This window comes from Streptomyces sp. NPDC008137, assembly GCF_042957035.1.
In the GTDB taxonomy this organism is placed as follows: domain Bacteria; phylum Actinomycetota; class Actinomycetes; order Streptomycetales; family Streptomycetaceae; genus Streptomyces.
Window position 1 is genome coordinate 677920 of sequence record NZ_JBIBHN010000001.1, and the last position, 19642, is coordinate 697561.

The following is a 19642-nucleotide window of genomic DNA, read 5'->3' on the forward strand; positions in this document are numbered from 1 at the left end:
ACGGTAGGTTCGGGTGCGAGCGTGGTCAATCCGTCCGGATCACTCCTTGGTCAACACCCGGTTAACTCGTTGTCACCGGTCGGGCCCCCTGGGGCCGGCCCGCCCCACCGCACGGCTGGAGAAACGGCTGCTCATGCCCACTCCCACCCTCCTCGTCCTGGACGCCGAACCCCTCCCCCGCCTCGGCCGCCTCACGGGCCGCGCCCGTATCGAACACACCGACGCGGCGGGTCTCGCCGAGCACCTGCCGCGCGCGGACGCGTTGCTGGTGTGGGACTTCACCTCGCGCGCCGTACGGGACGCCTGGCCGGGCGAGGGTCCGCGGCCACGCTGGGTGCATACGGCCAGCGCCGGGGTGGACCATCTGATGTGTCCGGAACTCGCCGCCTCCGACACCGTGGTGACGAACGCGCGCGGCATCTTCGACCAGCCGATCGCCGAGTACGTCGCCGCGCTCGTGCTGGCGATGGCCAAGGATCTGCCGCGGACGCTGGAGTTGCAGCGGGAACGCACCTGGCGGCACCGCGAGTCGCACAAGGTCGCCGGGGGCAAGGCCGTCGTGGTCGGCTCCGGACCGATCGGCCGGGCGATCGCCCGCACGCTGAAGGCGCTGGACATCACGACCGCACTGGTCGGCCGCGCCCCGCGCTCCGGCGTGCACGGCCCGGAGGACCTGGACCGGCTGCTGGCGCGCGCCGACTGGGTGATCGCGGCGGCACCGCTCACCGAGCAGACGCACGGCATGTTCGACGCCCGCCGCTTCGGCGTGATGCAGCCGTCCGCCCGGTTCATCAACATCGGCCGGGGCCAGCTGGTCGTCGAGGACGCGCTCGCCGACGCCCTCGCCAAGCACTGGATCGCGGGCGCCGCACTGGATGTCTTCGAGGCCGAACCCCTGACCCCCGACAGCCCGTTGTGGCAGCTCCCGGGCCTGATCGTGTCCCCGCACATGAGCGGCGACATCGTCGGCTGGCGGGACGAGCTCGGCGCCCAGTTCGTGGACCTGTACGAACTCTGGGCGAGCGGGGAGCCACTGAAGAACGTGGTCGACAAGCAGCGTGGGTACGTACCTGGTCACTGACGTTACTGGGAGGGTGAATGACCGAGCTCACCGACCTGACCGCCGTAAGGCTCCTCGACGGGTACCGCAAGGGCGAGTGGAGTCCCGTGGAGGCGACCCGGGCGGCGCTGGAGCGGGCCGAGGCGATCCAGCCGGAGGTGAACGCCTTCGTCCGGCTGACCGCCGAGGACGCGCTGGAGCGGGCCCGGGAGTCGGAGGAGCGATGGCGGCGCGGTGAGCCGCAGGGGCTGCTGGACGGGGTGCCCGTCACGGTGAAGGACATCCTGCTGCAGCGCGGCGCGCCGACCCTGCGCGGGTCGAAGGCCGTGGATCCGGCGGGGCGCTGGGACGAGGACGCCCCCTCCGTGGCGCGGCTGCGGGAGCACGGGGCGGTCTTCATCGGCAAGACGACGACACCCGAGTACGGCTGGAAGGGCGTGACGGACTCGCCGCTGAGTGGCGTGACGCGCAATCCGTACGACCCCTCGCGTACCGCCGGCGGGTCGAGCGGCGGCAGCGCGGCGGCCGTGGCGCTCGGCGCGGGGCCGCTGTCGCTGGGCACGGACGGCGGCGGCAGTGTCCGTATCCCCGCGTCGTTCTGCGGGATCTTCGCGCTGAAGCCGACGTACGGGCGGGTGCCGCTCTACCCGGCGAGCGCGTTCGGCACGCTGGCGCACGTCGGGCCGATGACCCGGGACGCGGCGGACTCGGCGCTGCTGATGGACGTGATCGGCCACCCGGACTCGCGCGACTGGTCGGCGCTCACGGCGCCGCCCGGTCCGTACACGGACGGTCTGGCGGGCGGGGTGCGCGGGCTGCGCGTGGCGTACTCGCCGTCGCTGGGCGGGCAGGTGGCGGTGCGTCCGGAGGTCGCCACGGCGGTGCGGCGGGCGGTGGAGCGGCTGGCGGAGCTCGGCGCGTACGTCACGGAGGCCGACCCGGATCTCACCGACCCGGTGGAGGCCTTCCACACCCTGTGGTTCAGCGGGGCGGCCCGGGTGACCCAGCATCTGGGGCCGCAGCAGCGGCAGTCGCTGGACCCGGGCCTCAGGGAGATCTGCGACCAGGGCGCCCGCTACTCGGCGCTGGACTATCTGGCCGCGGTGGACGTGCGGATGGACCACGGCCGCCGGATGGGCCGCTTCCACGACACCTACGACCTGCTCGTCACCCCGACCCTGCCGATCACGGCGTTCGAGGCGGGCGCCGAGGTGCCGAAGGGATCAGGCCACCGGCGCTGGACGGGCTGGACCCCGTTCACCTACCCGTTCAACATGACGCAGCAGCCCGCGGCGAGCGTGCCGGTCGGCGCCGACGGGGACGGTCTGCCGATCGGTCTGCAGCTCGTGGCCGCCCGGCACCGGGACGATCTGGTGCTGCGGGCGGCCCACGCGCTGTACGAGGCCGGCGTGGCGTCCGCCGGCCGGGTCAGGCCCTCCGGAAGCTGAGCGTCTCCCCCGCCGCTCCCGACCTCCACAGGTCGTTGCACGCCTCGGCCATGTTCTCCAGGCCGTCGACGACCTGGCCCCAGACGATGCCGGGGACCCAGCCGACATCGCCGTTCAGCAGCAGGTTGTTGCGCTCGTAGAACAGGGCCAGGTCGACGAGCGTGGTCCCGGCGCGGACCTCGCGGTCGTAGCCGTAGGACTTGGTCCCCAGCTCCGCCCCGGCGAAGGTGAAATAGCACAGATCGCCGGGGATTGGGGTGATTGTCGGGTTTTCCAGGGGTGGCTCGTTTTCCGCGAAGGGCGGGAAAAGAGCGTAGATCTCATTGCGTGCGTACTTCGCGTGGTAGACGTCCCCGGCCAGCGGAAGCGAATCCCAGACAGCCGCGCAGGTGATCGGCGCGCGGTCGTCCAGCAGCTTGGCCGTGCAGGTCACGTCACGCTTGACCAGCGAGAGTTCGATGAAGCGATCAGCCATGCCCTCCATGGGAGTGCCCCTGGGCTCCGGGGTCAAGAGCGCATCGGCAGTATGGGGGGCTTGAAAAGACCGGCATAACTCCGGTGCGGTCGGGTAGCCGCGCGCCCATGGCTCCACCACAGAGAAGCCCCCTCAGAATCCCGGAACCCACATCCCGGACGATGTCCGGGGCCGTGTCCGGTCCCACACGCCGATCGCTGCTCGCGGGGGTGGCGGCGCTCGGCGCGCTGGGCGCCTCCGGATGCAGCCGGGTCGCCACCGCCTCGGACGTCGAGGGCGGTGATCTCCTCGAACGGCTCCGGGCCGCGGGCGTCGTCCGTCTCGGCATCGCCGGCGAGATCCCGTTCGGATTCATCGACACGAACGGCAAGCTGACCGGTGAGGCGCCGGAGCTGGCCAAGGTGATCTTCAAGCGCCTCGGCGTGGACCGGGTGCAGCCCGTGCCGACTGAGTTCGGCTCGCTCATCCCGGGCCTGAACTCCCAGCAGTTCGACGTCGTCGCGGCCGGGATGTACGTCAACCCGGAGCGCTGCGAGCAGGTCATCTTCTCCGATCCCGACTACCAGATGCTCGACTCCTTCATCGTCCGCAAGGGCAACCCGATGGGGCTGCACAGCTACAAGGACGTCGTGGAGAAGAAGGCGAAGTTCGCCACCGGGACCGGCTACGCCGAGATCCAGTACGCCGTCGAGGCGGGGTACAAGGAGAGTGACATCCTCATCGTCCCGGACCAGGTCGCGGGCCTGAACGCGGTCGAGGCGGGGCGTGTGGACGTGTTCGCCGGTACGGCGCTCACCACCCGTGAGGTGGTGAAGAAGTCGTCCAAGGCGGAGGCGACCAAGCCCTTCACGCCGATCGTGGGCGGTAAGCCGCACGTCGACGGCGGCGCCTTCGCGTTCCGGCCGACCGAGACGAACCTGCGGGACGCCTTCAACGTCGAGCTGCGCAAGCTCAAGAAGAGCGGCGAACTGTTCCGCATCCTCAAGCCCTTCGGTTTCACCAAGGCCGAGATGACGGATCTGACCGCGAAGGAGCTGTGCGGCGGATGACCTCGGGACTCTGGGAACTCGTACTCAAGGGCGTGTGGACCACGGTCCAGCTGCTCGTCTGCAGCGCCCTGCTGGGCGCGGCCGTCTCCTTCGTGGTCGGCATCGCGCGCAGCCACCGGCTGAAGTTCGTCCGCTTCCTCGCGGGCTTCTACACCGAGGTCTTCCGCGGCACCTCCGCCCTGGTCATGATCTTCTGGGTGTTCTTCGTGCTGCCGGTCGCCTTCGGCTGGCAGCTCGTCCCGCTGTGGGCGGGCACGCTGGCGCTCGGGCTGACCTACGGCGCGTACGGCGCGGAGATCGTGCGCGGCGCGCTGACCGCGGTCGACCCCGCGCAGCAGGAAGGCGGGATCGCCCTCAGCTTCACGCCCTGGCAGCGGCTGCGGCTGATCCTGCTGCCGCAGGCCGTGCCGGAGATGATCCCGCCGTTCTCGAACCTGCTGATCGAGCTGCTCAAGGGCACCGCGCTGGTGTCGATCACCGGCATGGGCGACCTGACGTTCAGCGCGAACCTGGTGCGCCTCGCGCTACAGGAGAGCGCGGAGATCTACACGTACATCCTGCTCATCTACTTCGTGATCGCCTTCCTGCTCACCCGGGTCATGCGCGGTCTTGAGAAGAAGCTCAAGGCCGGGGTCGGGAAGAAGCCCGACGGCAAGACCCGGGCGCCTGAGCCGGTCGTGGTGGAGGGGGTCCGATGAACTGGGACTGGAGCGCGGTCTCCGACTTCATGCCGGACTTCTGGGAGGGCCTGCTGGTCACCCTCCAGATCCTGCTGTTCGGCTCGCTGATCTCGTTCGCGCTGGGCCTGGTGTGGGCGCTGCTGATGCGGGTGCCCTCGCGCTGGGTGACCTGGCCGGTCGGGGCGGTGACGGAGTTCGTCCGCAACACCCCGCTGCTGGTGCAGCTGTTCTTCCTGTTCTACGTGCTGCCCGAGTGGGGCCTGACCTTCTCGGCGCTGACCACCGGAATCTTCGCGATCGGGCTGCACTACTCGACGTACACGATGCAGGTCTACCGGGCCGGCATCGAGGCCGTGCCGGTCGGCCAGTGGGAGGCGGCGACGGCGCTGAACCTGCCGCTGCGGCGGACGTGGACCGCGGTGATCCTGCCGCAGGCGGTGCGCCGGGTGGTCCCCGCGCTCGGCAACTACGTCATCGCGATGCTCAAGGACACGCCGATGCTGATGGCGATCACCGTCCTGGAGATGCTCGGCCACGCGCGCCTGTTCTCGCAGGAGCACTTCCAGTTCACCGAGCCCCTCACGGTGATCGGCGTGGCCTTCATCGTCATTTCCTACCTGGCCTCCCTTGCCCTGCGAGCCCTGGAGCGACGCCTTGCCCACTGACACTCTCCCCAACCCCGGGGCCAACCCCGAGAAGAACCCCGCCGCCAAGAGCACCGGCGAGCTGATCCGGCTGGAACAGGTCACCAAGCGGTTCGGCCAGAACACCGTTCTGGACCACCTGGACTTCTCGGTCGACGCCGGCAAGCACGTCACCCTGATCGGGCCGTCCGGCTCCGGCAAGACCACGATCCTGCGGCTGCTGATGACCCTGCTCAAGCCCGACGAGGGCACGATCACGGTCGACGGGCAGAAGCTGTTCCCCGCCTCCGACAAGGAGGTGCGCGAGGTCCGCAAGAAGATCGGGATGGTGTTCCAGCAGTTCAACCTCTTCCCGAACATGACCGTGCTGCGCAACCTCACCGAGGCGCCGGTCACCGTCCTCGGCATGTCGAAGGACGAGGCGGTGGAGCGGGCCAAGGGCCTGCTGGACATGGTGGGCCTGTCCGACAAGTGCGACGCCCACCCCGCCCAGCTCTCCGGCGGGCAGCAGCAGCGTGTGGCGATCGCCCGGGCGCTGGCGATGCAGCCCCAGGTGCTGCTGCTGGACGAGGTGACCTCCGCGCTCGACCCGGAGCTGGTCGCGGGCGTGCTGGACCTGCTCCGTGACATCGCCCGCAGCACGGACATCACCATGCTCTGTGTGACCCACGAGATGAATTTCGCCCGGGACATCTCCGACCAGGTACTGATGTTCGACTCGGGCCGGGTCATCGAGTCGGGCCCGCCGGAGAAGATCTTCAGCGACCCGGAGCTGGACCGCACGAGGGAGTTCCTCAGCGCGGTTCTCTGACTACGGCCCGTGAACAGGGCCGACGCGGGACCGAGGCACGGCCGACGCCGGGCCCTCGGACCGGGGCATGCTCCTGGCATATGCCAGTGGGTCGATGCCCCGGCCCGGGGGCCCGGAATCTTGTCAACCCCCGCTCTCCACAACCCCTTTGCCGGTTATCGTGGAGGTGATTCGCTGTCCGGATTACGGCCAACAGCAAGCGCAGGGGGAGACCACCGTGGCGCTGAGGAACGAGCCGACCACCCCGTACCACTCGGCCCAGGAAGCCCTGCGCGTCCTGGAGACGGTGGCGCGAAACAGTTCGGGCGTCACCGACACCGAGCTCGCCCGGCGTACCGGCATCGGACCGGAGCGGCTCACCGCGCTGCTGCGCATGCTGCGCCGCGAGGGCTATGTCGAGCAGATCACCGACGGCGCGTACGTCACCGGCGAGACACTGACCCGCCTCGGCTCCGCCCGCCATCGCGAGCAGACCCTGTGTGACAAGCTCCAGCACACCCTCGACCGGCTGCGCGACTCGGTCGGCGCCGCCGTCTACATGAGCCGCTACGTCGACGGCGAGATCAGCGTCACCCAGTACGCCGACAGCCCGGCCACGCCCAAGGTCAACGAGTGGGTCGACTTCCGCTCCTCGGCCCACGCCACCGCGATAGGCAAGAGCCTGCTGACCCAGCTCGACCACGCCGGGCGCCGCGACCACCTCGCCCGGCACAAGATGGCCCGCCTCACCTCGCGCACCATCACCAGCGACCGGCTGCTGCTCTCCCGCCTCGAGGCCCAGCCGGCGACCGTGCCCGTCCTGGACCTCCAGGAGTACGCGGTCGGCACGGTCTGCGCGGCCGTCCCCATCACGGCCGGCTCCTCCGTCGGCTGCCTGGCCCTGTCCCTCCCGGTCGAGCACGCCCACCGCCTCCGCCAGGCCGCGGACGCCCTCAACCGCAACGCGGCCCCGGTCCTGCTGTCCATGGCGATCTAGCCACCGCCAGGTGGTCAGAAGCACCCCTGGAGACCGGGTAGTATTTTCCCGTCGCCCACCGCGGAACACGTTCCGCCGGCAGGCGCGAGTCATGCGCCGCTAGCTCAGTTGGTTAGAGCAGCTGACTCTTAATCAGCGGGTCCGGGGTTCGAGTCCCTGGCGGCGCACCGGTGAAGGGCCTCTCGTGGGAGCGAGAGGCCCTTCGGCGTGTTCGAGGTCCTCCCCGGTCAGCAGGCGGTAGGTGGCCTTCCCCGGCGGTCGCCACCACACCGGATCGGCGCACCGGAAGCCCTCCCGCCGTAGAGCCGCCCGGTGGATCTTGTTCGTGGCGGTGACCGGCATGCGGTCGGTCACCCGGACGAACCGGGGGGCCATCTTCGTCCCCAGGTCGGGCTGGGCGAGCAGGAACTCCGCGAAGGACAGCGGGTCGAAGCCGCCCGCGACCGTCGCCATCACCTGGTCGCCGGTCACCGGGTCCGGCACCGCGTACACACAGACCGCCGCCGCCCCCTCGTAGCGGGCGAGGATGTTCTCGATCATCGCGGCCGCCAGGTTCTCGCCGTCGACGCGAAGGCGGTCGTCGGTGCGCCCGGCGAAGTGGAGGTAGCCCTCGGCGTCCCGGCAGAAGAGGTCGCCCGTCCAGTACCAGCCGTCCCTGCGGCGCTCCGCCTCGGCGGCCGGATTGCGCCAGTAGCCCTCGAAGGGGCTGGGGCCCTGGTTGACCAGTTCGCCGATCGCCTCGTCCCCGTTGAGCAGCCGGCCCGCCGCGTCGAAGCGGGCGGGCGGGCACTCCCGGCCCGTCTCCGGGTCCAGGACCACCAGCCCGGGCGTCGCCCGCCCGACCGCTCCCGCCGGAGTGCCCGGCGACCACTGCACGGCTGCCCCGCCCTCCGACGAGCCGTACCCCTCGACCAGCCGCACCCCGAACCGCCGCTCGAACGCCGCCGCGTCCACCGCTCCCGCCTCCGTGCCGAAGCCCAGACGGAGCGGGTTGTCGCAGTCCTCGGGGTGCGGTTCGGTGGCCAGGACGTACTGGATCGCCCGGCCGACGTAAGTGAAGTACGTCGCCCCGTAGCGGCGTACGTCCGGCAGGAAGCGGGACGCCGAGAAGCGGCGGCGCAGTGCCACGGCCGCCCCGGTGACCAGGGCCGGGGCCCAGTCGGCGATCACCGCGTTGCCGTGGAACAGCGGCATGCAGACGTAGTGCACGTCGTCCGGGCCCAGGGAGAACTGGCCGGCCAGGGAGCGTCCGGCGGCGGCGAGGCGGCCCTGGGAGCAGAGGGCGGCCTTGGGCGCGCCCGTCGAGCCGGAGGTGAAGTAGAGCAGGAGCCGGTCGTGCGGGGCGGCGCGGGAGGTGTCGGGCCGGGCGCCGGCGTAGGGCGCCAGGAGGTCGGCGTAGTCCGCCGTGTCCGTCACCAGCAGGCGCACCCCGGGCAGGTCCACGCCCCGGAGCAACGGCAGGTGGGCCCGCTCGGTGACCAGGACGCGGCACTCGGTGTGCAGGATGTCCCGGGCCAGTTCGGGCCCCCGGCGGGTGGGGTTGATCCCGGCGACGGCGGCTCCCGCCAGAGCGGCCGCGCTCAGCCACATCGGGTACTCGGGGGTGTTGTCGAGCAGCACCCCGATGTGCGGCTCGGCGCCGGCCGGCAGCAGGTCGGCGAGGAGCGCCGCCCGGACGGCGGCCCCGGCCGCGACCTCGTGCCGTGTGAGCACCCCGCCCTCGAACCACAGCCCCGGCCGGTGGTCACCCCACCGCGCCGCCACGAGCTCCGCGACCGTGCGCCCCGTAGTGGCTCCCATGAGGGCGCACCGTAGCTGACGTATCGTCAGATGTGGAGCGCTACGGCAGCGGCGACTCGCCCACGGCGGAGAACATCGCGTATGTCACGGCCATGAAGCCGAGGAGGAAGAGGATGAACGTGCCGAGGAAGGCGAGCAGACATCCGGTGCCCAACGCCAGCTTCCCCCGTGCCGGGGGCCTGGCCGTGGCGCGCTCCGGGCGGTCGGCCGGGTAGTGCACGGTGACGATGTCGCCCTCCAGGGTCGTCCCCGGCCCGCCCTGCTCCTCGAACCGGACGCCGCGACCCTCGCGCGTGGTGAACTCGTAGACGTGGTGCAGGGTCGTGCGCACCGAGCTGTCGCCGCCGCCACTCGTCGTGGTGTACGTCCGCAGACAGCGCGCCTCGGCGGTCAGGCCGCTGTTCCAGGCGCGGCTGACCCGCACGGAGCGGCGGATCACCGCGACCACGGCGCAGGAAGCCACCGCGATCATGAGCGTGGGCACGATGTAGAACAAGACTTCCATGAGCTCCCCCGAAGGCCCCGCGCGGCCTTCGATCGGCCGGCGTGGGAGGAAGTTACCCACACCGGCCGCACCGGTGACTCAAGGGAAGCTCAGAACGTCACGTCCGAGCACGCGTAGAACGCGTTGGCCGTGTCGGCGATCGTCCATACGGCGACGATGACATGACGGCCGCTCAGCCCGGACGGCAGCCTGCCGCTGTGGGAGAGCGTCTGCGGTGGCCGCTGGCCGTTGTACGGGACCGTGAAGAACGGTGTGAGGTTGAGGTCGGACCGGGCCAGGTTGTGGTTCTGGTTCCAGCCCGGCTTGGTGACGTAGTACCGGAAGTCGGTCGTGGCGTGCATGGCCGTGAACTGCCAGCGGAACGTGTAGTTCTGGCCGCCCGTCACCTTCGTGGCCGGCCAGGCGCCGCCGGACGGGGTGCGCGGTGCGCTGAGCTGGCCGAAGTGGCCGAGGCCGGCGTTGCAGATCTGCCCGTCGGCCGGGCCGGACGCCGGGAAGCCCTTCGGGCCCTCGACGCTCTGCGGCTCCCACTGGATGGATCCGCAGTTGGTCACGGTGCCGTTCTGGCAGAGCTTCTGCCTGCTGATGGGGAGGTCGGTGTAGCCGTGGCCGCTGGCGCCGCCGGAGGAGAGTACGAGGGCTCCGGTCGTGGCCAGTCCCACCGCGGCTGCGGACAACTTGGTCCTTGTGCGCATGCTGCCGCTCCTGGAGAACGTGGGGGATGTTCAGTGAGCCGTGCAGGTAGGTCTAGACCAAGTCTGAATGTAGGGACGTTAGTTGAACATGTCCATACCAATCACGGAGACGTTTCCCCGCGCCCCGCGCAGAACGCCACCGTCAGGTCCTTCACCAGCGCCTTCCGCTCGTGGTCGTCGAGTTCGACCAGACCCCGCATGGTCAGCCGGGTCACCGTGTCCTCCACCGAGTCCACGACCGAGGTGAGCACGCTCGCCCGGTGCTGGGCGTCCAGCGCGGAGATCCGGCGGCGGTGCAGCGCGGCGGCGACCTCGGGGTCGTACTCCGCCCGGAGCGGCTGCACCGAGAACACCTCCAGGCCGACCGGGGCCGCCTCCCCCGACACCAGCCGGGTCAGCACCTCGGCCGCCGCCTCCCCGGCTCCCTTCGAGCCGCCCGGCATCGCCACCGGCACCCGGGCCAGCGCCGCCTCGACGCACTCGCGCAGGTACGCCTCGTGGTCCTCGACGCCCAGCGCGGCCCGCGCCGTGTCCCGCACCCGCCACACCACCAGGACGACCACCCGCAGCGCGACCCCGTGCGCGTCGGTCGCGGGCACCGGCTCGCTGCGCCAGTGCCGCAGCCGTACGTCCACCCGGCGGCGCAGCAGCAGCGGGTTGACCCAGAGCAGGCCCGAGCGCCGGACGGTCCCCCGGTAGCGGCCGAACAGATCCAGCACCCAGGCCCGCCCGGTCCTCCCCCGGGCCAGCCCGCCGAACCCGAACAGCGCGAGCGCCCCGGTTCCCGCGTACGCCGCCCACTGAGCGGGACCGAGCCCGGCCCCGGCGTGGGCGCGCAGCCGCAGCGCCTCCACCGCGAGCGGCGGCAGCACCCCGGCCCACCAGGAGGTGGCCACGCACCCGGCCGCCCCGCACACTCCGGCCAGCACGCCCGCCGCACCGGGCAGGACCCGCGCGGTCCGCTCCACCAGGTCGGGGTCGGCCTCCGGCACCGGACGCGGCGTCAGTGCGGCCGGGCGGCTGAGCCGCGGCTGTTCCCCCGTGCCCTGCCGGCGGCCGACGACCGCCGGCTTCAGCGCCACCGGCGCCGGGCCGGGGTCGTCGCGGAACAGCAGATGGACGGGGATCTCGGTGGTCGACTCGTTTTGGATGAGCCGGACGGCCCTGGCCGGCCCCTCGGCCGGTCCGTCGGGCTCGGACGTGTGGGAAGTGGTCGTGGTCATGCGTGCCTCCAGCCTCCGCGCCAGATGCGTCACAACGGGTGGGCCCCCCGTGCCGAGAGTGCCAGGAGTGCTACGAGAACAGCCGCCGCCAGGTCTCCGGCCCCGGGAAGCCGTCCGCCGCCCCGCCGCGCCAGCCCTGGGAACGCTGGAAGGCCTGGACGGCTCGCCGGTCCGACTCGCCCCAGCGCGGCCCCGGCCGCTCCGGGTAGAACCTGCCGAACCCCTTCCGCACCAGTTGCCTGCCCAGCCGGGTGACATACGGGTTGCTCGCACCGGGCCGGAACATCGCCCGCCCCGGGTAGCCGGGGACACCGTGGGAGGAGGGCGGCGGCCCGGCCTGCGCAGCGGTGACGTCCTTGCCCCTGCCCGAGACCAGCAGCTCCCAGGTGCGCGGGCCGGGCAGCCCGTCGGCGTCCGCGCCCTTCCAGCCCTGGGCCCGCTGGAAGGCCCGGGTCGCCCGCCGGTGGTCGTCCGACCAGCGCGGCCCCGGCTCCGAGGAGTAGGAGGCGCCCGCGCCGCGCGCGACGAGCATGCGGCCGAGCTGCGTGACGTACTTGTTGTCCGCGCCGGGGCCGAAATACGTCGCTCCCGGGTACGGCGTGGCCGCCGGCGCGCCCGGCAGCCCCCTGTCCTTCGCCGGGGCCGGCTGCTCCTCCTGCGCGGTGACGCCCTTGTAGCGGTAGGGGACGTACCGGTCGGAGTCGCTCGTGTAGGCGTACGGGGTGGTCTGCCGGCGGGCGTGCGGGCGGGCCTGCTCGTACGCCGTGTAGGACGTGTGCTTCGTGTTCGTCCAGCCGCCGAAAATGACGACGTGCGAGCCGCTCTCCGGGTTGGCCGGATTATGGAACAGCAGAATGTCGCCCGGCTGGAGTTCCTCCTTGGAAATCCGTTCACCGAATTGGGCGAGGCTGCCGGTCCATTCGTTTCCGGGCAGCTTCCAGGCCATGGATACATAGCCCGAGCAGTCCTGCCGGTAACCGTCGGACCAGTACGCGTTCATGTTGTACGGCACTTTGGCGGCGACCCAGGTCTTGGCCCGGTCGATGATCTCCGTACGGGTGATGGCGGCGAGCTCGACGGAGTCGGAGGGCTTGCCCTGACGGCCGTCCGAACCGTGCAGCGGGGCCGTGTCACCCTGCGGGGTCTCGGGATCTTCATCTGCGAAAACACCCGATCGGTGGGGTGCCTGCGGGGCGGCGGCGGCCGGTACGGCATGACCCGCCCCGAGTGCGGCGGCGGCCACGGCGGCCAGGGCGAGAGCCCGGTGCGCAGCCGGATGGGTGGTGGTGCGACCGGCCGGGGAACGCGGCAGGACACGGCGCCAGTGGACGCAGCCGGGGCAGTCGCAGTCGCCCCCGGGGTCGAATTCCTCGAATACCGGCGACTTCATGCGATTCCCCTCACAGTTCCGGCGGAAAATGGCGGCGCGCGGTGCAGCCCCGGGCGCGCGCCGTCAGTTTCTCAACTGTCTTCCGCACTCGCATGCTGACGGTCCGAATGATGTAACCGGCCCCCTTGCCGGGACGGCCCCCGGTCGCGGGCCGGTGGTCCGGAGCACCTCCTGACGTCCGGTAGAGTTACGACGTCAGCGCGCGCCGCTAGCTCAGTTGGTTAGAGCAGCTGACTCTTAATCAGCGGGTCCGGGGTTCGAGTCCCTGGCGGCGCACGATGCCGGTGGCGGCTTGTGTTCGCGGAAAGCGCGAACACAAGCCGCCACCGTCTTTTCTGCGCGGCTTCGCCGCGCGCCGTGGGGGCTCCGCCACCCACACCCCCTTTCCCCCGGCATCGCGGCGAGCCGACGAAGAGAAGCCCGGCGCGGCGCAGTCACACCGACCGGAAGAGGCCCCTCACGGAGCGGGGGCCTTCTTGTATCTCCCCGGGCCCTCATGGCCTGCCTGGCCGGAACCCGGTGCACCGCGCGATTGGCCGGATACCCTCTCGCCATGGCAGCGCGTGACCTACAGGAGCGGATCAAGAAGCTCATCCTCGACCGCCGGCTGGCCTCCGGGGCCCCGCTGCCGACCGAGCCGGAGCTGATGGAGTACCTCGGCGCGAGCCGGAACTCGGTGCGGGAGGCGCTGAAGGCCCTCCAGGCGATGGGCATCGTGGAGATCCGGCACGGGTTCGGGACGTACGTCGGCCCGATGTCTCTCGCGCCGATGATCGAGGGCCTCGCCTTCCGCACGGTCGCGGGGCACTACCGGGGCGAGGACTCCCTGCTCCAGCTGCTCGAACTGCGCGAGGCGGTGGAGACAGGGCTCGTCTCGCGGCTCGCGGGGCGGATACCGGATGCGGACCTCGTTGAACTGGACGCGCTCGCCGACCGTATGGAAGAGGAGGCCGCGCGCGGAGCCGGCCTCGCCGAGACCGACCGGGCCTTCCACGCCACCCTCTACCGAGGGCTGGACAACGCGCTGCTGTGCGAGGTCCTGGAGGCGTTCTGGGACGCCTTCCACCGCGTCCGTACGGACCTGGGGGGCGAGCCGCAGGACCCGAAGGTCACCTGCCGGCAGCACCGGGAGATCCTCGACGCGGTCCGGTCCGGCGACTCGATGCGGGCGGAGGAGGCCATAAGGGAGCACTTCGGCAATATTCGCGCCCGTCTGTCCACAACGGCTCCACAGAGTCCCCACACGCGTCACAATGAACGCGTATGACCGGTAAACACCGTGTTTCGCATCTTGCGATCATGATGAACGCCATAGAACCCTGGTTATCTGGTTTTTCAAGGTGCCGCGGATTCGCGGCAGTTGGGGGGCAGGAGAACCGGTTGCCGGCCGGGCGGGCGTAGGGACCCCGTTCATGGAGCGATGCCGAGGGGGGCATCATGCAACCGGAAGGTCGCGTTGCCGTGTCTATAGGGTGTGGATGACGTGGTGACAGCGATCCACCACTGGTACGTCTGTGAAGGTCGAGGGGGACCTTCATTGACGGAAGGAAAGCGACGAAACACGCGGCTGTCCGCGTGTGGGGGGATGACTCATGACGTCGAGGCCCACGGGTGCCCGGCAGGACCACGACCCGTCCCAGACCACTCAGCTCAGGGTGCCGGGGCACCGGATGAGCACGACGGGGACATTCCGGCGGATCAAGAAGAATCTGCCGAGATACGACTACGAGCACTACAGCCGGCTCGCGGGTCCCCTCACCCAGCCTGATCCGAACAAGCCGTACAAGGTGCAGTACCGCTCGCTCATCTCGCAGGAGCCGCACCGCATCAGAGTCGCCCTGATGCTGGCCGCGGCCCCGGTGCTGTCCCTGGTCCTGCTGTTCTGGCTGCTCCAGCCCGAGCACTGGACCGAACGCGACTACCCGGCCTTCGACTGGCTGCCCGCGCTCGACATGGTCATGCTCGTCTCGATCGGCCTGATCGAGTTCTTCCGCTGCATGAACGTGCTGTCGAACGCGCACGCCACGCTGGTCGCCCGCGACCCGATCCCGGTGGTGCCGGAGACCGGCACCCGCGTGGCCTTCCTCACCTCCTTCGTGCCCGGCAAGGAGCCGCTGGAGATGGTGACGAAGACCCTGGAGGCGGCCGTGAAGATCCGCCACCGGGGCCTGATGCACGTCTGGCTGCTCGACGAGGGTGACGACCCCGATGTGAAGGCGGTCTGCGAGCGCCTCGGTGTGCACCACTTCTCCCGCAAGGGCGTCGCGAAGTGGAACCAGGCCAAGGGCCCGCACCGCGCCAAGACCAAGCACGGCAACTACAACGCCTGGCTCGAGGCGCACGGCGACGACTACGACTTCTTCGCCTCGGTCGACACCGACCACGTGCCGCTGCCCAACTACCTGGAGCGGATGCTCGGCTTCTTCCGCGACCCGGACGTCGGCTTCGTCATCGGCCCGCAGGTCTACGGCAACTACGACAACCCCATCACCAAGGCCGCCGAGTCGCAGCAGTTCCTCTTCCACGCGCTGATCCAGCGCGCGGGCAACCGCTACGGCTCCCCCATGTTCGTCGGCACGTCCAACGCCGTGCGCATCAAGGCGCTCAAGCAGATCGGCGGTCTGTACGACTCGATCACCGAGGACATGGCGACCGGCTTCGAGATGCACCGCCACAAGAACCCGGCCACGGGCCGCAAGTGGCGCTCGGTCTACACGCCGGACGTGCTCGCGGTCGGTGAGGGCCCGAGCGCCTGGACGGACTTCTTCACCCAGCAGATGCGCTGGTCGCGAGGGACGTACGAGACGATCATCGGGCAGTACTGGAAGGGCTGGTACTCGCTGCCGCCGAGCAAGCTCTTCAACTACACGATGATGATCATCTTCTACCCGATGTCGGCCATGAACTGGATCCTGGCGGCGCTGAGCTGCTGCCTGTTCCTCGGCCTGGGCGCCTCGGGTGTGAACATCGACCCGGCGGTCTGGCTGATGCTCTACGGCAACGCCTCCGCCCTGCAGATCGGCCTGTACGTCTGGAACCGCCGGCACAACGTCTCGCCGCACGAGCCCGAGGGCTCCGGCGGTGTGGCCGGCATGGTGATGTCCGCGCTGTCGGCGCCGCTGTACGCGAAGGCGCTGGTCGACTCCGTGCTGCGGCGCAAGAGCAAGTTCGTGGTCACGCCCAAGGGCGACTCCGCGAGCCCCGACCGCTGGTTCGGGACGTTCCGCTACCACTGGTACTTCGTCGCGATCTTCGGCGGGTCGATCGCCGCCGGCTTCGTCTTCGGCCACGCCCACCCCGCGATGATCATCTGGGCGACGTTCGCGCTGCTGATCACCGCCTCGCCGGTCTTCGCCTGGCGCTGGCAGCTGAAGCAGGACGCGAAGAAGCCCGCCGGACCCGCCGCGGAGCAGCCGCAGGACTCCGCGGGGCCGCACCGGACGCAGCCGCTGCCGATCCCGCAGCAGCCGACGTCGACGTCGCACGCCCCGCAGCACAAGCCCAGTTGGGCCGCCGGTCCCGGCGGTCACGGGGAGGTCGGGGGATCCGACCAGACCATGCAGATCGCCCTTGGTGGACTTGGGGGACGTAAGGAATGAACGACCGTGCAGGCCGCCGCCGGGCCCGTCGACTCGCGATCGGCACGGCGGTGGTACTCGCGCTGGCCGGGATGAACGGGCCGTGGCTCTACCGCTTCGGCAGCGAGAAATACCACCAGTACACAATCAACAAGCCGGAGTACAAGGCCGCGAACGGCAAGTGGGAGATCGTCGATTTCCCCGAGGAATACCGGCAGAACACCATCCACGCGGCGCTGCTGCGCACCGGCAAGGTGCTGCTCGTCGCGGGGTCGGGAAACAACCAGGACAACTTCGACGCGAAGAAGTTCGACACCCGGATCTGGGACCCCGTCAAGGGCACCGTCAAGAAGGTCCCGACGCCCGCCGACCTGTTCTGCACCGGCCACACCCAGCTCGCCAACGGCAATCTGCTGATCGCGGGCGGCACCAAGCGGTACGAGAAGCTCAAAGGTGACGTCACCAAGGCCGGCGGCCTGATGATCGTCCACAACGAGAACCCGGACGAGCCGATCACCCTGCCCGCGGGCACCAGATTCACGGGCAAGGAGAACGGCAAGACCTTCGTCTCGAAGGACCCGGTGCTGGTACCGCGCGCGAAGAAGGTCTTCGACAAGGCGACCGGAAAGTTCCTGCGCAACGACCCGGGTCTCGGCCGTATCTACGTCGAGGCCCAGAAGCGCGGGCAGAAGTACGAGACGGGCACGCAGGACAACTACAAGGTGCACGGCCTGAAGGGCGCCGACGCCAAGAACACCTACGGCATCGCGCAGAAGCTCGCCCTCGACAAGAAGGACTTCCAGGGCATCCGGGACGCCTTCGAGTTCGACCCGGTCGCCGAGAAGTACATCAAGGTCGACCCGATGAAGGAGGCCCGCTGGTACCCGACGCTCACCACCCTGAGCGACGGGAAGATCCTCAGCGTCTCCGGCCTCGACGACATCGGGCAGCTCGTCCCGGGCAAGAACGAGGTCTTCGACCCGAAGACCAAGAAGTGGACCTACACGGACAAGGTCCGCCAGTTCCCGACCTACCCGGCGCTGTTCCTCATGCAGAACGGCAAGATCTTCTACTCGGGCTCCAACGCGGGCTACGGGCCGGACGACGTGGGCCGTGAGCCGGGCGTCTGGGACGTGGAGACCAACCGGTTCAAGAAGATCCCGGGGCTGAGCGATCCCACGCTCATGGAGACGTCCGGCACGGTGCTGCTGCCGCCCGCGCAGGACGAGAGGTACATGGTGGTCGGCGGCGGTGGCGTCGGCGAGTCCGAGGAGTCCAGCGAGAAGACCCGGATCGTCGACCTGAAGGAAGCGGACCCGGGCTTCGAGGACGGCCCGTCCCTGGAGAAGGGCACCCGCTACCCGAACGCCTCGATCCTGCCCGACGACAACGTGCTGATCTCCGGCGGCTCGGAGGACTACCGGGGTCGCGGCGACTCCAACATCTTCCAGGCGCACCTCTACGAGACGGAGAAGAACGAGCTCAAGCGGGTCGCCGACCCGCTGGTGGGCCGCAACTACCACTCCGGGTCGATCCTGCTGCCCGACGGCCGTCTGATGTTCTTCGGCTCGGACTCGCTGTACGGCGACGCGGCCAACACCAAGCCGGGCGAGTTCGAGCAGCGCATCGAGATCTACACGCCGCCGTACCTCTACGGCGACGGGGAGCGGCCCTCGCTGTCCGGCGGGCCGCAGACCATCGAGCGCGGCGGGACGGGGACGTTCACCTCGTCGAGCGCGTCCAAGGTCAAGAAGGTCCGGCTGATCCGGCCGAGTGCCGCCACCCATGTCACGGACGTCGACCAGCGGTCGATCGCCCTGGACTTCAAGGCGTCCGGCGACAAGCTGACCGTGACCGTCCCGAAGAACCGGAACCTGGTCCAGGCGGGCTGGTACATGCTGTTCGTGACGGACGACAAGGGAACGCCGAGCAAGGCCCAGTGGGTCAAGGTGCCGTAGCTCTTCATGGCATGCAGGAAGGGGCGCTCTCCCGTGTGGAGAGCGCCCCTTCCGTCTGCCCGGGCCGGCCTAGGAGCTGGCCTTGGTCAGCTTCAGCGCGTAGTCCGACCACCACTGGCCCGCCTTGGGGCCGCCCTTGCACTCGCCGTCCGACTCGCCGGGGCGCTTGACCCACAGATAGGCGTCGACCAGCGGGTCGGCCGTCTTCGTCGTGGGCGTCTCGCCCAGCGCGCGGCCCGGCGGGTTGCACCAGCGCTCGTCCGGGTTGCCCTGGGTGTAGGGGCCCTTGCCGTTGCGGCTGGTGTCGATGACGAAGTGCTTGCCCCCGACCTTGGCGGAGAGCTGCTTGCCGTAGGCGATGGACTTGTCGGTGGCGTAGAAGTTGGAGACGTTGACGGAGAAACCGTCGGCCTGTTCGATGCCGGCCCGGTTCAGGGGCTCGAAGATCTGGTCGGGGTGCCCCCAGCCGGCGTTGCCCGCGTCCAGGTACACCTTCGTGTTCTTCAGCGACTTCAGCTTGGCGACGGCACCCTTGAGGAGGTCGTAGCGCTCCTCGTGGAACTGCTCCGGGGTGCAGCCGTCGACGAGGTGCAGCAGGGCGTCCGGTTCCAGGATGACGGTGGACGACCGGTCGCCGATGCCCGCCGCCACGCCGTCGAGCCACTCCCGGTAGGCATTGCCGTCGGCGGCGCCGCCCTGGGAGTACTGGCCGCAGTCGCGGTGCGGGATGTTGTAGAGCACGAGCAGAGCCGTACGGCCGGCCTTGTCGGCGGCCTCGGTGAAGCCCCGGGTCTGTTCCTCGGGGTTGTCCGGGCCGACCCACTCGGCGACGGGCTGCTCGGCGATCTTGCGGATCTGCTCGGCCTCCCGGTCCTTGCCGGACTTCGCCAGCGCGGCGACCTGCTGGGCCGCGGTGCCGTCCGGGTTGACCCAGAAGGGGACTCTGTCCTTGGGCTGTTGGGTGATCCCGGCGCCCGCGTCCGCGCCGCCGTCCGGTTCGTCTCCTCCGTCGGAGGAGGAACACCCCGTGATCAGCAGTGCCGCCCCCAGCACCACTGCGGACATCCGCCTCCAGGCGGCCGTCCCGGCCCCCCTGCTGCCGTACATCCAACTCCCCCTTGGGTGCACCGTTCCAAGTCTCAATCCTGACATACGTCCCGCGACACCCACGAGCCGGAACCCACCTGGGCGGATGACGCAGAGCCACCGTATCGGGACGTGACGTCATTCAACCTCTAGGCCCGGGCGGCCCTTTGGTTCTACAGTCTTCCCAGCACGACCCGGCCTCCGGCCAGAGTTTCACCCACCGTGGCTCCCGTGGCCTCCCGCGCGGTTCGCCGGGCTATTCCC

General features: G+C 70.1%; 17 protein-coding genes and 2 tRNA genes. 12 read left to right on the forward strand and 7 right to left on the reverse strand.

The window, feature by feature from the left end; all coding sequences use genetic code 11:
• Positions 1-133 precede the first annotated feature (133 nt).
• Together ACFZBT_RS02875 and ACFZBT_RS02880 are read left to right on the forward strand one after the other, a co-directional pair.
• Positions 134-1081: an NAD(P)-dependent oxidoreductase gene (locus ACFZBT_RS02875; RefSeq protein ID WP_391097784.1), complete on the forward strand. Its 948-nt coding sequence runs from the start codon at positions 134-136 to the stop codon at positions 1079-1081.
• 17 nt (positions 1082-1098) lie between these two features.
• Positions 1099-2508, forward strand: coding sequence for an amidase (locus ACFZBT_RS02880; RefSeq protein WP_391097785.1), 1410 nt, complete (start codon positions 1099-1101; stop codon positions 2506-2508).
• On the opposite strand, the gene ACFZBT_RS02885 is transcribed toward ACFZBT_RS02880, so the two are convergent.
• Positions 2489-2983, reverse strand: coding sequence for a DUF3830 family protein (locus tag ACFZBT_RS02885; RefSeq protein WP_391097786.1), 495 nt, complete (start codon positions 2981-2983; stop codon positions 2489-2491). The two genes, ACFZBT_RS02880 and ACFZBT_RS02885, sit on opposite strands and share 20 nt — an antisense overlap.
• A gap of 107 nt (positions 2984-3090) precedes the next feature.
• Here ACFZBT_RS02885 and ehuB point away from each other — a divergent pair, with 107 nt between their 5' ends.
• The 6 genes from ehuB to ACFZBT_RS02915 all read left to right on the forward strand — a co-directional run bounded on the left by ehuB (position 3091) and on the right by ACFZBT_RS02915 (position 7310).
• Positions 3091-4032, forward strand: a complete 942-nt coding sequence (gene ehuB / locus ACFZBT_RS02890) for an ectoine/hydroxyectoine ABC transporter substrate-binding protein EhuB (RefSeq protein ID WP_391097787.1) — start codon at positions 3091-3093, stop codon at positions 4030-4032.
• Positions 4029-4730, forward strand: a complete 702-nt coding sequence (gene ehuC, locus ACFZBT_RS02895; RefSeq protein ID WP_391097788.1) for an ectoine/hydroxyectoine ABC transporter permease subunit EhuC — start codon at positions 4029-4031, stop codon at positions 4728-4730. The genes ehuB and ehuC overlap by 4 nt, the downstream gene beginning before the upstream one ends.
• A complete protein-coding gene (ehuD, locus tag ACFZBT_RS02900; protein ID WP_391097789.1) occupies positions 4727-5377 on the forward strand; it encodes an ectoine/hydroxyectoine ABC transporter permease subunit EhuD in 651 nt (216 codons plus the stop codon). The genes ehuC and ehuD overlap by 4 nt, the downstream gene beginning before the upstream one ends.
• Positions 5367-6167 (forward strand): ectoine/hydroxyectoine ABC transporter ATP-binding protein EhuA, encoded by an 801-nt coding sequence (gene ehuA / locus ACFZBT_RS02905; protein ID WP_391097790.1) that lies wholly within the window; start codon positions 5367-5369, stop codon positions 6165-6167. The genes ehuD and ehuA overlap by 11 nt, the downstream gene beginning before the upstream one ends.
• 217 nt (positions 6168-6384) lie before the next feature.
• A complete protein-coding gene (locus tag ACFZBT_RS02910) occupies positions 6385-7143 on the forward strand; it encodes an IclR family transcriptional regulator C-terminal domain-containing protein (protein WP_391097791.1) in 759 nt (252 codons plus the stop codon).
• Positions 7144-7236: 93 nt separating this feature from the next.
• Positions 7237-7310, forward strand: a tRNA-Lys gene (locus ACFZBT_RS02915).
• Here ACFZBT_RS02915 and ACFZBT_RS02920 read toward each other — a convergent pair.
• The 5 genes from ACFZBT_RS02920 to ACFZBT_RS02940 all read right to left on the reverse strand — a co-directional run bounded on the left by ACFZBT_RS02920 (position 7276) and on the right by ACFZBT_RS02940 (position 12756).
• Positions 7276-8943, reverse strand: coding sequence for an AMP-binding protein (locus ACFZBT_RS02920; protein ID WP_391097792.1), 1668 nt, complete (start codon positions 8941-8943; stop codon positions 7276-7278). The two genes, ACFZBT_RS02915 and ACFZBT_RS02920, sit on opposite strands and share 35 nt — an antisense overlap.
• A 40-nt stretch (positions 8944-8983) precedes the next feature.
• Positions 8984-9448, reverse strand: coding sequence for a DUF3592 domain-containing protein (locus ACFZBT_RS02925; RefSeq protein WP_391097793.1), 465 nt, complete (start codon positions 9446-9448; stop codon positions 8984-8986).
• An 89-nt stretch (positions 9449-9537) separates the two neighbouring features.
• A complete protein-coding gene (locus ACFZBT_RS02930) occupies positions 9538-10143 on the reverse strand; it encodes a lytic polysaccharide monooxygenase (RefSeq protein WP_391097794.1) in 606 nt (201 codons plus the stop codon).
• A gap of 101 nt (positions 10144-10244) precedes the next feature.
• The gene (locus ACFZBT_RS02935) at positions 10245-11366 is read right to left on the reverse strand and encodes an SPFH domain-containing protein (protein WP_391097795.1); all 1122 of its coding nucleotides are present in this window, start codon (positions 11364-11366) and stop codon (positions 10245-10247) included.
• A gap of 70 nt (positions 11367-11436) precedes the next feature.
• Positions 11437-12756 (reverse strand): peptidoglycan-binding protein, encoded by a 1320-nt coding sequence (locus ACFZBT_RS02940; RefSeq protein ID WP_391097796.1) that lies wholly within the window; start codon positions 12754-12756, stop codon positions 11437-11439.
• Between the two features lie 202 nt (positions 12757-12958).
• Here ACFZBT_RS02940 and ACFZBT_RS02945 point away from each other — a divergent pair.
• The 4 genes from ACFZBT_RS02945 (at position 12959) to ACFZBT_RS02960 (ending at position 18292) form a co-directional block, all read left to right on the forward strand.
• Positions 12959-13032, forward strand: a tRNA-Lys gene (locus ACFZBT_RS02945).
• Between the two features lie 277 nt (positions 13033-13309).
• Entirely contained in the window at positions 13310-14023 is a 714-nt protein-coding gene (locus ACFZBT_RS02950; RefSeq protein ID WP_391097797.1) for an FCD domain-containing protein, read from the forward strand.
• A gap of 325 nt (positions 14024-14348) precedes the next feature.
• The gene (locus ACFZBT_RS02955; RefSeq protein WP_391097798.1) at positions 14349-16355 is read left to right on the forward strand and encodes a glycosyltransferase family 2 protein; all 2007 of its coding nucleotides are present in this window, start codon (positions 14349-14351) and stop codon (positions 16353-16355) included.
• Positions 16352-18292, forward strand: coding sequence for a galactose oxidase-like domain-containing protein (locus tag ACFZBT_RS02960; protein ID WP_391097799.1), 1941 nt, complete (start codon positions 16352-16354; stop codon positions 18290-18292). Before ACFZBT_RS02955 ends, ACFZBT_RS02960 begins: the two co-directional genes overlap by 4 nt.
• Before the next feature lie 69 nt (positions 18293-18361).
• Here the strand turns inward: ACFZBT_RS02960 and ACFZBT_RS02965 are convergent, their stop codons facing one another.
• Positions 18362-19399: a glycoside hydrolase family 6 protein gene (locus tag ACFZBT_RS02965; RefSeq protein WP_391097800.1), complete on the reverse strand. Its 1038-nt coding sequence runs from the start codon at positions 19397-19399 to the stop codon at positions 18362-18364.
• Positions 19400-19642 lie beyond the last annotated feature (243 nt).